Genomic DNA, 13,622 nt, shown 5'->3' on the forward strand with positions numbered 1-13,622 from the left:
ATTTTGAAAATTACAGAATGCGAATGGTTGACTCTCGGATCACCAGTTCTGGCTTGTATACTTTCCCTGTTTCACTGCCACTCCCTCGCTTATTCTCAATCATATCAATCAAAATGCCCGCAGCATCGCTGCCAAGTTCTGTTTTGGGATGTGAAAGTGACGTCAATTTCACTTCGGTTGCCGTTGCAAGATTCGAATCATCGAATCCGACTAACGAGATATCTTGCGGTACCTGCATACCAATTGTACGTACAGCTTCAAGCAGATGAATCGCAAGCTCATCGTTGTAACATACAAAGGCCGTTGGCCGTTCCCCTACCGCACTGTGTTCCAGCATAGCAAGCGCACTTCTGTATGGTTTTGTCCGCTTTTCTTCCGTCGTATAATGAATAACGAATTCCGGAAGCAACGGAATTTGGTATTTTTGATGCGCGCGAATAAAGCCTTTTAACCGATTTACACCTTGCCCATCATCCGTTTTGAAAAAGCCCGCCAACCGCCGATGTCCCAGCTGAATCAAATGTTCTGCAGCCTTAAATCCACCGACTTCATCATCCACGACTAAGGAAGGACAGTTCATCTCAGGGTATCGCTCGTTGATCATGAGATACGGAATATGTTGGTAGTCCAATGACAAATAATAACTAAGATTCGGGTTGCCCTCCGCACTTTTTGTCGGCTCAATAATAAGTCCACTCAGAGGCTGACTCATCATCATGTCCAAGCTTTCCCGTTCTTTCGCTTTGTCGTTATCCGTGGAGGAGAGCAGTAGTCTATAACCTCTCGCCCGTAATGTGGCCTCTGCTCCTCTAACAATATGCGGAAAAATATAGTCAGAAATATAGGTCGTCAGGATGCCTATCGTTTGTACATCGCGTGATTTTTGCGTTTGTGGTGTAGAGACGAAGGTTCCTTTGCCTTGCATCCGATACAACCAACCTTCTTTCTCCAGTTCACCAAACGTCTGCCTTACCGTCTGACGACTCATCAGGAATTGTTCAGCAATTTCATTTTCAGATGGCATTTGATCATTTGGCTTAAGCCTTCCAGTATGTAACCAGAATAAAATTTCCTGTTTTAATTGTTGATATTTGGGTAATTGCTTTTCTTTCATGCTTCACCTCAGGGCTTTGATTGTGAACGTATTATACCATTCGCTCAACTTGTATGTACATATTTCTATAAAACGACGTTGCTATGTCAACTAGGTGCTTATTCAGCTAATTTGCTCATCAGCAGTCTGATCTTCGTATCCGTATCAGATCCAATAGATGGCGTATATACACTGCATCTCAGATCCGTTCTCCCTTGGACCTGTAAGGAAGTTAGATCGAACAACATTTTCCCTACCTTGGCATGTCGAAATTCAATAAAAACTTCTGGTGCAGTGCTAACATCACTCTCGTTCCAAAAGGCACGAAAATCCTTGCTCCGATCACTCAGTTCCTCAATAAACTCGCTATACCAATTATCTCCTACATATTGACCATAATAGGAACGAAACATCGATAAGAAGCCTTTTGCGAAGTCGCTCCAATTGACAGCCAGTGATTTCAACTCTTTTCGGGTAAAAAGCAGCCATATCATATTCCGCTCCCCTTCTGGGAGTTTTGCAAAGTCAAGAAAGACTGCCGCAGCCGCTTGATTCCAACCAACAATGTGACATCGACGATCTGATACAATTGTGGGGCAATCATGCAACTCCGTCAAAATCCGATTCAAAGCCGGACTTATTGTCGGTATTTGATCAACAAAGGTCGCTGGCGCTGGTTGTTCCAACGCTAAACTGAACAAATACTGCCGCTCATCTTCATTTAATTGTAAGGCCAATGCAATGCGATCAAGTACTTGTACAGACATTTTGATGTCTCTTCCTTGTTCCAGCCAGGTATACCAAGTCGTGCTTACACCAGCAATCGTTGCGACTTCCTCTCGACGCAATCCCGGCGTCCGCCGTCTACTACCGCCTAATAATCCAACTTCATGCGGCTGAATACGTGACCGATGTGCCATGAGAAAGTGCGATAGTTCCTGAAGTCTCTCTTTCGTGTTCATGCTAGGTATCCTCCTTAGCCTAGTATCATAGAAGCCATTATACCAGTATAAACGCTAACTTGTAATAGGATACGCAGTGTGACATTCTATATGAAAAAGGAGGACGACGCGATGAAACGTGTGGTTATTACAGGAATGGGCGTCATTACGCCAATAGGAAATAATGTAGATACATTCTGGGGGAATTTGACAACGGGGCAATCTGGCATTTCTACAATAGAGCATTTCGATACATCGGATTACAAAACGAACTTCGCTGGCGTTGTCCGGGATTTCGATGCCGAAGCCGCCGTTGGACGTCGCGAGGTGCGACGCATGGATCGCTACACCCAGTTCGCCGTCGCGGCAGCTAAACAAGCCGTCGATGACGCTAATCTCGTGATTGATGCTTCCAACGAAGAACGTGTTGGCGTCTATATCGGCTCTGGCATTGGCGGCATCCAAACTATCTTGGACAACTATCGAACACTGCTGTCCCGAGGGCCAAGTCGAGTCAGTCCGACTGTTGTTCCGATGATGATCGCTAACATGGCGGCTGCCCAGGTTAGCATCTTGTACGGTGCCAAAGGGCCATCGTTAGCTCCCGTTACCGCCTGCGCGACGGGCAATAACGCTATTGGCGAAGCCTTTAAGCTTATCCAGCGCGGAGGCGCAGATGCCGTCATTGCCGGCGGCGCCGAAGCGACGGTCACCGACCTCGCTCTCGCAGGCTTCGGCAATGCAACCGCGTTGTCGACGCGCTGCGACGCGCCGGAGCAGGCAAGCCGCCCGTTCGACGCGCAGCGCGACGGATTCGTCGCCGCCGAAGGCGCCGGCGTCTTGGTCTTGGAGTCGCTCGAGCATGCGGAGCGACGCGGGGCTCGGATCCATGCCGAAATCGTCGGCTATGGATCTACCTCGGACGCCTACCACATCGTGGCGACCGATCCGGAGGGCTCGGGGGCTTTCCGAGCCATGCGCGAAGCGGTGGTAGATGCGGGGATCGACGCGTCGGAGATCAGCACCATCAACGCTCACGCGACGAGCACCGTTGCGGGTGATCTCTCCGAGACGCTGGCGATCAAGCGTCTCCTTGGCCGCGGCGCTTACAACGTGCCGATCAGCGCCAACAAATCCATGATCGGCCACATGCTAGGTGCCGCCGGCGGTGTCGAGGCCGTCGCCCTGATCAAAACCTTGCAGGACAGCCTCATCCCCCCGACCATCAACTTGGACAATCCAGATCCTCAGTGTGATTTGGATTACGTGCCCCATGTGGCGCGACGTGCGGAACTTCAGTACGGGCTGTCTAGCTCATTTGGCTTTGGCGGACATAATGCGGTGTTGATATTGAAAAAGTTTGGGTGAGCGGGGGAACGGCACGGGGCTATACAGCGCCGCTCGGTACGGTACAAAACCTCATCATCCAACAAAGTTTAGAATGACAGATTTCAAATAATGTCAGTTGTCTTCTGTTAGTTTGCTTCATCTCTAATGTCAACAACAAAGAGGCAATCTCTAAGGTCAATGTAGACCTTTTGAGATTGCCTCTCATTTCGTTAATGATTAATGAGCAAACCTGCTTCAAATCCACTGTGACTCCCGAAATCCGAATATAGGATGCATGACCTTGTTCAAAAGGGAACGTAGATGCGCTATTTCCCCGATATCGGGTGCAATTGACTCCAAGCGGAACGTAGATACACTATTCGCCTGATTTCGTCTGATTTTGGCGTATTTGGGCTAAATAAGGTACTGTCGTTCCCCTTCGATGCCCATTTTGTTCTTTTATCAGTAAATAGCGTATCCTCGTTCCCTTTCGTCAGTGTTGTCTTTTGGAACACCCTCTACGTGTGATAACTTTGATAACCATTTCAAGTAAAGATCAGGTGCAGAGTTTAGTTACTTCGCCACAGTTTCTCGCGCCGCGTTCACAAGTAGATCAAACCACTCGTCTTCCTCTAATAATTCCTCGACAGCCTCGATATCCTCTTCTTTACCGGATTCACTTAAGAAGTGAAGGGCGTAGCTCCAGTCGTTTTTACCTTTGGTGCTTTGGAGTGTGATTTCGTACGGATGCTCATGGCCTTCGACTTTGAATTCGACATGCCCGAGGTAGCCATCTTCCTTGCTGTGTTCCATACTTGCTTTCAAAATTTCAATCATGTTCAACATCCTTTTCCATTGTTTGTAGCCATCTCCAAATTGCGTTCATGGTGGTTTGTAAGTTTGATGCCTGTTCCCATATGTAGGGGTTGTGATCTCTAAAATAATCAGCATGACTCCCGATAATCGGGAGCATTACCTGGTGAATCGGCGCATGTTTCACTCGGTTCCAGGCGTGAATGCCTAATCGTGTTCGGCTCCACCCTCCCCATGTTCCCAGCCGAGGTATGGGATCACGGGATTGATTTTGTGGATTCGTAGCATGTACATATAACACTTTGTGCATTAATGATGCCGGAATCGCACATCTCGGTGATCCAATTTGGATGACGCCAAGGATGTCACAGCCGTGATGTTCCAGCTCTTTTGCTGCCAAGATAGAGGCTACCGCACCTGCGCTATGCCCGATGAATAGCAGCTTTTTCCCCTGCCCCTTTGTAGAAACGACGAATTCGAGCAAACTTTTACCACCATGAACTGAATTTTTTCGGTGGGCATTATGCCACATATCACGTACGATTTCCTGCAACTGACCTCGCTTCGATCGCTCCCAATCGCCATATGGGAAGTGAATATGGACACATACACGTCTCCCTGCTTGCTCGTAACGCGAAGCAAGTTTTGCCGCAAAGTCATCCAAGAAGTTTGACGCGGTTGCAAATCCAGCTGAAACATAGATAACGATGTTCGCGGTATCAGCGTGAATTGTCATGGCTTGCTCCGTTCCTTTCTAGGAAAAATGGGGTCAGGTTCTAGGCTTTGCACGGTTCGTCGGAATTGCCGCCATAGGATCATCAGGCCAGTAGTGCTTGGGGTAGCGGCCTTTAAGATCTTTCTTCACTTCGAAGTAGGCTTCTCGCCAAAAGCTAGCCAAATCCTTCGTCACCTGCATAGGCCTTTGTGCTGGCGATAACAAGTGTAAAGTGACTGGCACCCTCCCTTTAGCGATACGAGGCGTATCTGCCAATCCAAACATTTCTTGCAATCGTACAGAAAGTGTAGGTGACTCCATATTGCTATAGTCTACGGGGATTCGTGACCCACTTGGCACTTGAATGTGTGTAGGCGCCCATTCGTCTAACGAACGTCGTTGCTCCCATGTTAGCATTCCTTCTAATAGGCTTGTCAAGTTAAGGCGGCTCAAAGCTCCTTTACTTTTTAGTCCATACAGATGCGGACCCGCCCATTCCTCAAGAGTTGCCAGTAAGGTTTCTTCCCGAAGGTCAGGCCAATTTTCCGTAAAACGATGTAAAAAGATGCTGCGTTCCTGTAGCTGCCGCGCATTTCGTGTCCAAGGCAACACGTCTAAGGATTCTGAGCGAATCCCTGCAAGCAATGCTTGCAGGACGAGATCCGGATCGGGTTCTTGAAGCGGTTTATCTTTGAGAGTAAGCGCACCAAGCTGCCAAAGTTCTCTGGCTCGCACAGAACCTACTGCACCGTCCCATTCCACAACTTGTTCCTTGCGGATGTGGTTCTCAAAAGCAGTGAACAACGCCTCCTCTTGCAGAGGCGCTGCGAGGTAGATGCGGCTCTCCGTTCCGCTATCGTCCAGCTCTGCTGCGACAATATAGCGCTCGTTCGAGAGCGGCTGCAGCTCCGGCAGCACGGCACCGCGGCCGTTAGCGAGCGTAAACCGCCCCGCCGACCGTCGCTGCGCGACGCGGTCGGGGAAGGCGAAGGCGAGCAACAGTCCGCTCGCCGCTGCAGGGCTAACGCTCGGCCGAATGCCGAGCGACTGCATCAAGACCTTTGCCTCCGCCGTGATGCGGCGGCAAAGGTCAAGGTCCACCCCCTGGCGCGCGTCGCCTCGCAGCGCGCGCCAGAGCTCTTCGATGCGGCTGCGCACATCCGCATCCCTCTCGGCGGCGCGCATGAAATCGCGCTCACTGAGCATGACCGCGAGCTCGCACGCCAGTGCGCCGAGCTCAAGCGGGATGGCTTGCAGCACCATGTGCGCAAGCCGCGGGTGCAGGCCTAACGCCGCGACACGCTTGCCGTGCGGCGTTAGGCTCCCGTTCTCGTACAGCGTGCCTAGCTGCACGAGAAGTTCCCGCGCCTGCTGATACGCAGCGGCAGGCGGTGGGTCTAACCAGACCAGCGCAGCGGGGTCTGGCGCGCCCCAGGCGGCAAGCTCCAGCGCCAGCGGGGCGAGATCAGCTTCGCGGATCTCGGGCGTAGAGCTCGGCGGGAGCTGCCGATGCTCGGTCTCGGTCCACAGGCGGTAACACACGCCTGGACCGAGACGCCCTGCTCGGCCTCTGCGTTGATCAGCAGAGGCAACGGATACCGGCACCGTCGTCAGACGGGTCATGCCGGTGCGGGGCGAGAAACGCGGCACACGCATGAGGCCGCTGTCGATCACAACCGTGATCCCCTCGACCGTTAGGCTGGTTTCGGCGATCGAGGTGGCCAGCACGATTTTGCGATGGCCAGGCGTGCGGACAGCCGCCAGCGCTTGATCTTGATCCTCCAACGAAAGATTTGCGTATAAAGGTGCAACATGCACAGCCTTTCCCAATCGCAACGCCGCAAGTCCATTTGCTACACGATGAATTTCTGCTGCACCTGGTAGAAATACGAGCAAACTCCCAGCGTGTTCTTGTAACGCTTGCCCAATGCTTGCAACTACCGCTTGTTCTATTCTCCCTACAACTTTCTGTTGCAGATAGTGCGTATCAACGGGATAGTTTCGGCCTGCACTCTCAATAATCGGCGCATCATCTAAAAGTGTAGAAATCTCGTTGGCTTCCAAGGTTGCGGACATTAGCAAAATTCTTAAGTCTTCCCGAAGTAGTAGCTGTGATTGACGACACAAAGCAAGCCCTAGATCTGCATGCAGGCTTCGCTCATGAAATTCATCAAATATGACGATGCCAACCCCATCCAAAGCAGGATCCTGCTGCAGCATACGGGTTAGAACACCTTCTGTAATAACCTCAATCCGTGTTTTCGGTCCAACTCGTGTATCATTTTTCACCCGATAACCAATCGTCTGACCGACTTCTTCACCCAGCAGTTTGGCCATGTAACGCGCTGCTGCGCGGGCTGCAAGTCTTCTTGGCTCGAGCATAAGAATCTTGTGGCCTTGCAGCCACGCTGCTTCCAATAATGCTAATGGAACCTGCGTTGTTTTGCCCGCACCAGGCTGCGCAACTACAATTGCACTCGTTCGGTCTTGCAAGGTTTGTACGAGTTGTGGAAGTATTGCATTAATGGGTAACACGTTCATGAGGGTTCACTCCGAGCTCTCTATCTTATTAATGCCATTAAATGTTAGTGGAATGAATGAAAGATCACGATTTGTTCATCTGTTTTCTGTTTGGAAACCTGTTCCTTCGCTTTTCAATCGTGTATACTAGAAGACAATCTAGTCACTAAAGGAGAACTTTAACATGAATGTACATGAAGCGATTTCCAAACATTCGAATGCACAGCATTTGCATCTCGTTCGATTTGCTGAGCTTGATGCGCAGCGGGAGCACGCCATTGACGCGGCTGTCGATCTGTGCAAACGCGGGCTGCCATTTAACGTTGATGCCATCAACGCGGTAACGGCCCAAATTATCGCCCATGCCCAAAAAGGTATTTCTCCACTCCGTTCCCTTGTTACTGAGGAAATGGTTCGTGATTACGTAAACAAAGGGTAAGGAGATACATTTCCATGGGTGTACTAACTTTTATTTCAATGCTTATCATGGGATCCGCTTTCAGCGCTGGATTCTTGCTCTTGTTTAAGCAGAAAATTGCATGGGGAATCACCTGCATAGGCCTCTCCATCGTGTGTTACATCGCGTATGTCTACGTTGCGAATGCCTATTTCGTTTAGAAGATATTGCGCACCATAAGAACCGATCAGATCAACTGATTCGGTTCTTTTTCATTCAGGTCTTCCTATTATCTTATCTACCTTCAGGTCTGCAGTCTTCTCACACTACTCCCAGCCCTGTTCCCCCATCTTCTGAAAAAGCAGCTCAAAATACGCCGTTGGATGAGGAACCACTTCCTTCAACGAAATGGGCCATTCGACATCTTCATACTCTCCGTTACTTCCTCTTTTGAAACCATTTGCCGTAATCTCAGCCTGTTCACCGCTAACAAGTTGTTTGAACTCCGACACAGTCACAGCAAATAGTCCTGTCACCTCATCGGGCTGGAGTTCATAACTTCGCAACGCTTGATCGCAGCGATAAAGGAAGACATGACAGAACTCACGATCAATCAGCATGTCCGAAATTAGATCCTCTTCCGCAAATACTCCACAAGGAATTAAATCTTCGAATGAAACGGAGAGCCCTAACTCTTCCTCTAGCTCCCGTGTCCCCTCTTTGACTGTTTCACCAGCAGCTAGATGCCCTGCACAAGAGATATCCAGTAAATCAGGGAAGAGATCTTTATCAGGATGCCTTAGCTGAAGCAGAAGCTTCGGTACGTTCTCTTCCAAGGTGATAATCCAGCATTGGAAGGTCTGATGCCACAGTCCCTTGGCATGAACCTCAGAGCGAGGCGCCACGCCGAGCCAATTCTTTTTTTCATCAAACACATCAAACTGCTCTTCAGACTTCTTCATTACACGTTCCCTCTCCAAATCAGCTCTTGCTTGAAGAAATTCACGTTACCTCCGAGTAAGCTTGGTAACTTTCATCGCGTAGAGATCGTCCTCTAGCACAGCCATTCTGTCTCTAACGCCTTTCAGTGCATCCTCAATCGCAAGGTTATAAATAGGTGCTGTAAGTTGCTGAAGCATGTAGTCGATCAATTGCTCTGCAGCAATTTGACCTATTGTCACCCCAAGCTCGACATCTAAATGTTCCTGCAAATCACTAATTAGGGTGTCTTTCTCATCCTTGGGCAATTTCAAAACTTTCATCTAGGCATCCCTCCTATTACTCGAAAATTTGAAAATCGATTTCTTGGAAGGAGCTAACTTCTTTCATCCAACGCTCAGCCACATACTGGGTATGTACGGGGTGATTATTATAAGCCTCATAAGCGGCTTGATTTGCAAAAACCATAGAGAAACCATAGTCGTAATCCGCTTTAACACTCACTTGGCGCAGCACTTCAAATTGTTCAACACCAGGTATTGTTGTCAGCTCTTCAGCGCTAACTTTCAGGAAATGCTCGGCATTTGCGTTATTTTTACCCCCATGCAGCTTGAAAACAACCATATGTTTAATGTTTGACGTATTCATTCTTACCATCTCTCCTTCATAGTCCATCTTTGCCTATTATAGCGGATTTTGCTGCAAGGAACTATATGGACTCTCACTCCTGCTTCACCGTGTCTAAAAAAGGGAATAAAATCCTTCTCTTTCGAACACATTAATCGAGTACTTTAAATCAGAGATAAGGAAGTGCTCCTATGGTCGAAAATAAGAAACATCAAGGCAACTATACAGGAACTACGAATACGAATGCGGAAAATCAAGATATGGCTTTCGTGAATGATACGTTAGAAAATGCACCTAGCACATCTACTATCAATCTTGCCAAAGACGATATTAGTGAAGAAAATGAAGAAAATCAACTGAACCAAAAATAGTCGGCTTCCTTCATTTAGAGCAGTCATTCCATGCCTCCTTCAGGAGCTGGCGGCTGCTCTATTTTCGTTATTTCGACTTATTTTCAAGGGTATTCGAACTTGGCATCTCCTACCTCGTGCGCTACTATAGACTTAGAAGCATGTATTGGAGGAGGTTGCAACGTGGAACAAGTCATTGTTATTGGGGCGGGTCCTTGCGGATTATCGGCAGCTGTTGCCTTAGGGCGCGCCGGTCTGTCGCCATTACTCATAGAGAAAAGCTGTATCGTGAATGCTATTTACTTATACCCTACGTATTTACAGTTTTTCAGTACACCGGAATTGTTAGAGATCGGCGGCTACTCTTTTACGACCCCGCATGACAAACCTTACCGCCAAGAGGCGCTGGTTTACTATCGTGAAGTCGCTCGCCGTGAGCAGCTGCGCATTCGATCTTATGAAGAAGCTGTTCGTATTGAACAAGTGGAAACTGGATTCAAAGTTCATACGTCTGATCAATTTGGCAATAAAGCAACCTATGATACGCTTAAAGTCGTTGTCGCAACTGGATATTTCGATCATCCAAACATGCTGGGCATCCCTGGTGAAGAGCTTCCGAAAACGACTCATTACTACAAAGAAGCACATCCTTATGCCGGTGCGAAAGTCGCGATCATCGGAGGTAACAATTCAGCCGTGGATGCGGCCATGGATTTGCTCCGTGTAGGTGCTGATGTAACTGTCGTCTACCGAGGGAAAGACTTCTCTGCCAATATCAAACCATGGGTTCGACCCTTATTTGAAAGCATGGTGAATAAAGGACGTATCCGAATGTGGTTTGACGCGCAGGTGGAACGAATAGATGAGCAAACTGTTCATGTCCGAAAAGGAAACGAACACGTCACTCTGGAGAATGACTTCGTACTTGCCCTAACCGGCTTTCGGCCGGATCGGTTCCTGCTTACGGATATCGGCGTTCTGTTTCATGAAGAAACGAACGCACCATTGGTTAACCCAGAGACCATGGAAACGAACATTCCCGGCTTATACGTCGCAGGTGTGGTCGCTTCTTCCAAATATGATGCGAACGAGATCTTCATCGAAACAGGCCGGTTACACGGACTTTCCATTACCGAACATATCGTTAACGGCCAGAGCCATCAATCTTAGAGATTGGTGGTTTTTCTTATGTTAATTCTATGAAAATATTTCCTTTTTTTCAGAGATTCCTCTTCCATTACGAACACATGTTTGTTATAATGAAAACAAGAACAAATGTTCTAATAGATGAGGAGGTAGTTAACATGATGAACCCCAGTCACAATTTTCGTTTTATCGAGAGAGATTATTGGTATCAGAAGGCATTGTGTGACACTGACCATCTTTTGCCTGCACAGATCAATGACATGCTTGACGAAGCACACACCTATTATGCCGATTACACGTTCAAGTTTTATGACGACGGATCGGTGACAATCATAGATAACGACACGAACAACCGCATTAAACCAAAGGAACTTACTGGCGCTGTTTATGATTTCTACATTCGCAAACGGATTTATATGATCAAAGCCAATCTAATAGAAAAACAACTCCAACATGCCAATTGAAGCACAATAAGGCCATCTGATTCGGACACTTCGTCCTTCAGATGGCCTTATGTTTTACTTCAAGTTATTCGTTGTGATAACGGAAACAAGCTTGGCTATGATCATTTACCATGCCCACTGCCTGCATGTAAGCATAACAAATCGTCGAACCGACGAATTTGAACCCGCGCTTCTTTAAGTCTTTACTCATACGATCTGAGATGTCCGTTTTGGCAGGTAACTGACGACTGTCTTCCCAGTTATTCTTAATGGTTTCGCCACCTACGAAGCTCCAAATATACGAATCAAACGTGCCGAACTCTTGTTGAACCTTCAGAAAGGCCTTTGCGTTCCCAACAACGGAAGCTATTTTCAAACGATTGCGCACGATGCCTGGATTTTGGAGTAAATCCTGCAGCTTCGCCTCATCATAATTCACGATCACGTGCGGATCAAAGCCATCGAAAGCTTCCCGGTAGGCAGCTCGCTTCTTCAAAATCGTATACCAACTTAAACCAGCTTGAGCGCCCTCCAAATTCAGCATCTCAAACAAGATGCGATCATCATGCACGGGAACTCCCCACTCATGGTCATGGTAATCTTGATATAAAGGGTCTTCGTTAACCCAACCGCATCGGTTTGTCATCTTATTCTTTCACCTCATCCAAATATCGAACATGTGTTCTATTTCATTATAGATCCAAGACGAACACTTGTCCAGTTGGATTTATTTCAGGCCTCAAGACAACTTATAGAAGCGAGTGGTGTTTTGAAGTAAAATAGCTGCCGTCTCTTGCACGGATTTCCCCTTCAGCTCAGCGATTTGTTCAATGACAGCGTGAATCATACGAGGATGTGTCTCTTCACCCGCGAAGGGTCCCTCGAATGGCCAAGGCCCATCTGTCTCCACCATCATGAGCTCCAGAGGGTATTCACGAACAAGAGTTCTTATTTCTTCTTCATAGAGAACATCTGGTGTGATAGATATATAATAACCAGCGCCTATCATCCGCCCCACAGTTTTGTTAGATCCTTTAAACCAATGAAAATGCGCTCGCTTAAGTCCATATTTGGCAAGTAGGTTACAAACGATTTCCGCATCCTCATAAACTGCATGCAGTACAACAGGTTTGTCCCACTGGGCAGCAAGCTGTAAGAAACGCTCCAGCAGTTGAATATACGGTATTATGTCAAACGGCTTGCCGGACTCTTCTACTTCGTGACGCATATAGTATGGCAGGCCAATCTCACCAACTGCGACCATATCATTTTCGTGTTCACTCATCCAATCGATTAATGCCTCCACCTGCGTTTCCGTGGGCAGCTCTTGCTCTGGATGAAAGCCATAAGCCGCAAATATGCGATCTGGAGCAAGTGACTTTAATTGCTTTGTAGCTTCACAAGAAACCAGATGTCGGGATACCGCGATACAGGCTTGCACCCGCGAAGCTTCCAGATCTGCAATAATCGCCTTCGCTGACTCTTCGTCATACATATCGAGATGAATATGCGCATCAATAGCTGACATTGTTTATTTTCTCCCGTCGCAACAGCCCTTGTATATGCTGTCTTAGTGCAATAAATTCCGATTCCTGCATGACAGATTCCTGACGCGGTCTTGCAAATGGCACCTTCAACTCTTCCAAGATAGTTGCAGGCTTATTGGAAAGCACATAGATACGATCTGACAGAAATAACGCTTCCTCGATACTATGCGTGACGAATAAAATAGATCGTTTATTCTGCTCCCAAATGTTAAGGAGCCACGCCTGCATATCCAGCCGTGTTAACGCATCTAAGGAGCCGAAGGGTTCATCTAAGCACATAAGTTCCTGCGGACTTAATAAGGCTCGCAGAAAGGAAACACGCTGTTGCATCCCCCCTGACAGGACATGTGGGAGCTCCCGTTCATAGCCGCCTAGTCCAACTTTGGGCAGCCATTCTCTAGCTTTGGCGATCGCTGAAGTACGCGACTCTCCTGCCACTTCCTGCCCTAGTGCTACATTTTCCTCTATGGAGCGCCATGGGAACAACGCCGGTTGCTGTGGCATGTAAGAAATGAGTCCTTTTTTCCCCGTCACCTTCTCGTCATCTAACCAAACTTCACCAGACGTCGGCTGAACAAGTCCACCAATAATATGGAATAAGGTACTCTTACCGCTGCCAGAGGGTCCAATGATGGAAACGAATTCACCTTGTTCGACATGAAGATGAATATCCGCAAGCACGGAGACTTGCCCCTTTTTGTTAGGAAACACATGATGAATCCCAGTAAGTTTTAGTTTGCTCATGGTCACAGCTCCTCCTCT

Annotated in this window: 17 protein-coding genes; 6 read left to right on the forward strand and 11 right to left on the reverse strand. The window is 48.0% G+C overall.

The annotated features are described in order from the left end of the window. Nucleotides 1-10: 10 nt before the first annotated feature. Nucleotides 11-1,114: a GntR family transcriptional regulator gene (locus HQN88_RS06330; RefSeq protein WP_173109373.1), complete on the reverse strand. Its 1,104-nt coding sequence runs from the start codon at nt 1,112-1,114 to the stop codon at nt 11-13. 98 nt (nt 1,115-1,212) lie between these two features. Continuing rightward, nucleotides 1,213-2,055, reverse strand: a complete 843-nt coding sequence (locus tag HQN88_RS06335; protein WP_173109374.1) for a helix-turn-helix transcriptional regulator — start codon at nt 2,053-2,055, stop codon at nt 1,213-1,215. Nucleotides 2,056-2,166: 111 nt separating this feature from the next. Between HQN88_RS06335 and fabF the strand changes: the two genes are divergently transcribed. Further along, nucleotides 2,167-3,402 carry a beta-ketoacyl-ACP synthase II gene (fabF, locus tag HQN88_RS06340; protein ID WP_173109375.1) on the forward strand — a complete coding sequence of 412 codons (1,236 nt, stop codon included), beginning with the start codon at nt 2,167-2,169 and terminating at the stop codon, nt 3,400-3,402. 534 nt (nt 3,403-3,936) lie between these two features. Here fabF and HQN88_RS06345 read toward each other — a convergent pair. Genes HQN88_RS06345 through hrpB form a run of 3 tightly spaced genes read right to left on the reverse strand, consistent with a single transcriptional unit; the run spans nt 3,937 to nt 7,432 of the window. Beyond that, nucleotides 3,937-4,200, reverse strand: a complete 264-nt coding sequence (locus tag HQN88_RS06345) for a hypothetical protein (protein WP_173109376.1) — start codon at nt 4,198-4,200, stop codon at nt 3,937-3,939. Further along, nucleotides 4,193-4,912 (reverse strand): lipase family protein, encoded by a 720-nt coding sequence (locus tag HQN88_RS06350; RefSeq protein WP_173109377.1) that lies wholly within the window; start codon nt 4,910-4,912, stop codon nt 4,193-4,195. Before HQN88_RS06350 ends, HQN88_RS06345 begins: the two co-directional genes overlap by 8 nt. A 33-nt stretch (nt 4,913-4,945) precedes the next feature. Further along, entirely contained in the window at nt 4,946-7,432 is a 2,487-nt protein-coding gene (gene hrpB, locus HQN88_RS06355; RefSeq protein ID WP_173109378.1) for an ATP-dependent helicase HrpB, read from the reverse strand. Nucleotides 7,433-7,595: 163 nt separating this feature from the next. Here hrpB and HQN88_RS06360 point away from each other — a divergent pair, with 163 nt between their 5' ends. Next, nucleotides 7,596-7,850, forward strand: a complete 255-nt coding sequence (locus tag HQN88_RS06360) for a YpbS family protein (protein WP_173109379.1) — start codon at nt 7,596-7,598, stop codon at nt 7,848-7,850. Between the two features lie 14 nt (nt 7,851-7,864). Next, nucleotides 7,865-8,029, forward strand: a complete 165-nt coding sequence (locus HQN88_RS06365; protein ID WP_157276792.1) for a hypothetical protein — start codon at nt 7,865-7,867, stop codon at nt 8,027-8,029. Nucleotides 8,030-8,134: 105 nt separating this feature from the next. On the opposite strand, the gene HQN88_RS06370 is transcribed toward HQN88_RS06365, so the two are convergent. Genes HQN88_RS06370 through HQN88_RS06380 form a run of 3 tightly spaced genes read right to left on the reverse strand, consistent with a single transcriptional unit; the run spans nt 8,135 to nt 9,395 of the window. Further along, nucleotides 8,135-8,770 carry an NUDIX hydrolase gene (locus HQN88_RS06370; RefSeq protein ID WP_173109380.1) on the reverse strand — a complete coding sequence of 212 codons (636 nt, stop codon included), beginning with the start codon at nt 8,768-8,770 and terminating at the stop codon, nt 8,135-8,137. Between the two features lie 45 nt (nt 8,771-8,815). Beyond that, the gene (locus tag HQN88_RS06375) at nt 8,816-9,070 is read right to left on the reverse strand and encodes a DUF2164 domain-containing protein (protein WP_173109381.1); all 255 of its coding nucleotides are present in this window, start codon (nt 9,068-9,070) and stop codon (nt 8,816-8,818) included. 16 nt (nt 9,071-9,086) lie between these two features. Next, nucleotides 9,087-9,395, reverse strand: coding sequence for a Dabb family protein (locus tag HQN88_RS06380; protein ID WP_173109382.1), 309 nt, complete (start codon nt 9,393-9,395; stop codon nt 9,087-9,089). Nucleotides 9,396-9,565: 170 nt separating this feature from the next. Between HQN88_RS06380 and HQN88_RS06385 the strand changes: the two genes are divergently transcribed. The 3 genes from HQN88_RS06385 (at nt 9,566) to HQN88_RS06395 (ending at nt 11,334) form a co-directional block, all read left to right on the forward strand. Next, a complete protein-coding gene (locus HQN88_RS06385; protein WP_173109383.1) occupies nt 9,566-9,745 on the forward strand; it encodes a hypothetical protein in 180 nt (59 codons plus the stop codon). Between the two features lie 162 nt (nt 9,746-9,907). Next, complete coding sequence (locus tag HQN88_RS06390) at nt 9,908-10,894, forward strand: YpdA family putative bacillithiol disulfide reductase (RefSeq protein ID WP_173109384.1); 987 nt, start codon at nt 9,908-9,910, stop codon at nt 10,892-10,894. Between the two features lie 134 nt (nt 10,895-11,028). Beyond that, nucleotides 11,029-11,334, forward strand: coding sequence for a hypothetical protein (locus HQN88_RS06395; RefSeq protein ID WP_246320061.1), 306 nt, complete (start codon nt 11,029-11,031; stop codon nt 11,332-11,334). A gap of 64 nt (nt 11,335-11,398) precedes the next feature. Here HQN88_RS06395 and HQN88_RS06400 read toward each other — a convergent pair whose 3' ends face one another. From HQN88_RS06400 to HQN88_RS06410, 3 genes are all read right to left on the reverse strand, one after another. Then, complete coding sequence (locus tag HQN88_RS06400; RefSeq protein WP_173109385.1) at nt 11,399-11,959, reverse strand: DNA-3-methyladenine glycosylase I; 561 nt, start codon at nt 11,957-11,959, stop codon at nt 11,399-11,401. A 93-nt stretch (nt 11,960-12,052) separates the two neighbouring features. After that, nucleotides 12,053-12,841: a TatD family hydrolase gene (locus HQN88_RS06405; RefSeq protein WP_173109386.1), complete on the reverse strand. Its 789-nt coding sequence runs from the start codon at nt 12,839-12,841 to the stop codon at nt 12,053-12,055. Next, a complete protein-coding gene (locus HQN88_RS06410) occupies nt 12,828-13,604 on the reverse strand; it encodes an ABC transporter ATP-binding protein (RefSeq protein WP_173109387.1) in 777 nt (258 codons plus the stop codon). Before HQN88_RS06410 ends, HQN88_RS06405 begins: the two co-directional genes overlap by 14 nt. Nucleotides 13,605-13,622: the final 18 nt, after the last annotated feature.

The organism is Paenibacillus qinlingensis, assembly GCF_013204845.1.
Taxonomy (GTDB): Bacteria; Bacillota; Bacilli; order Paenibacillales; family NBRC-103111; genus Paenibacillus_E; species Paenibacillus_E qinlingensis.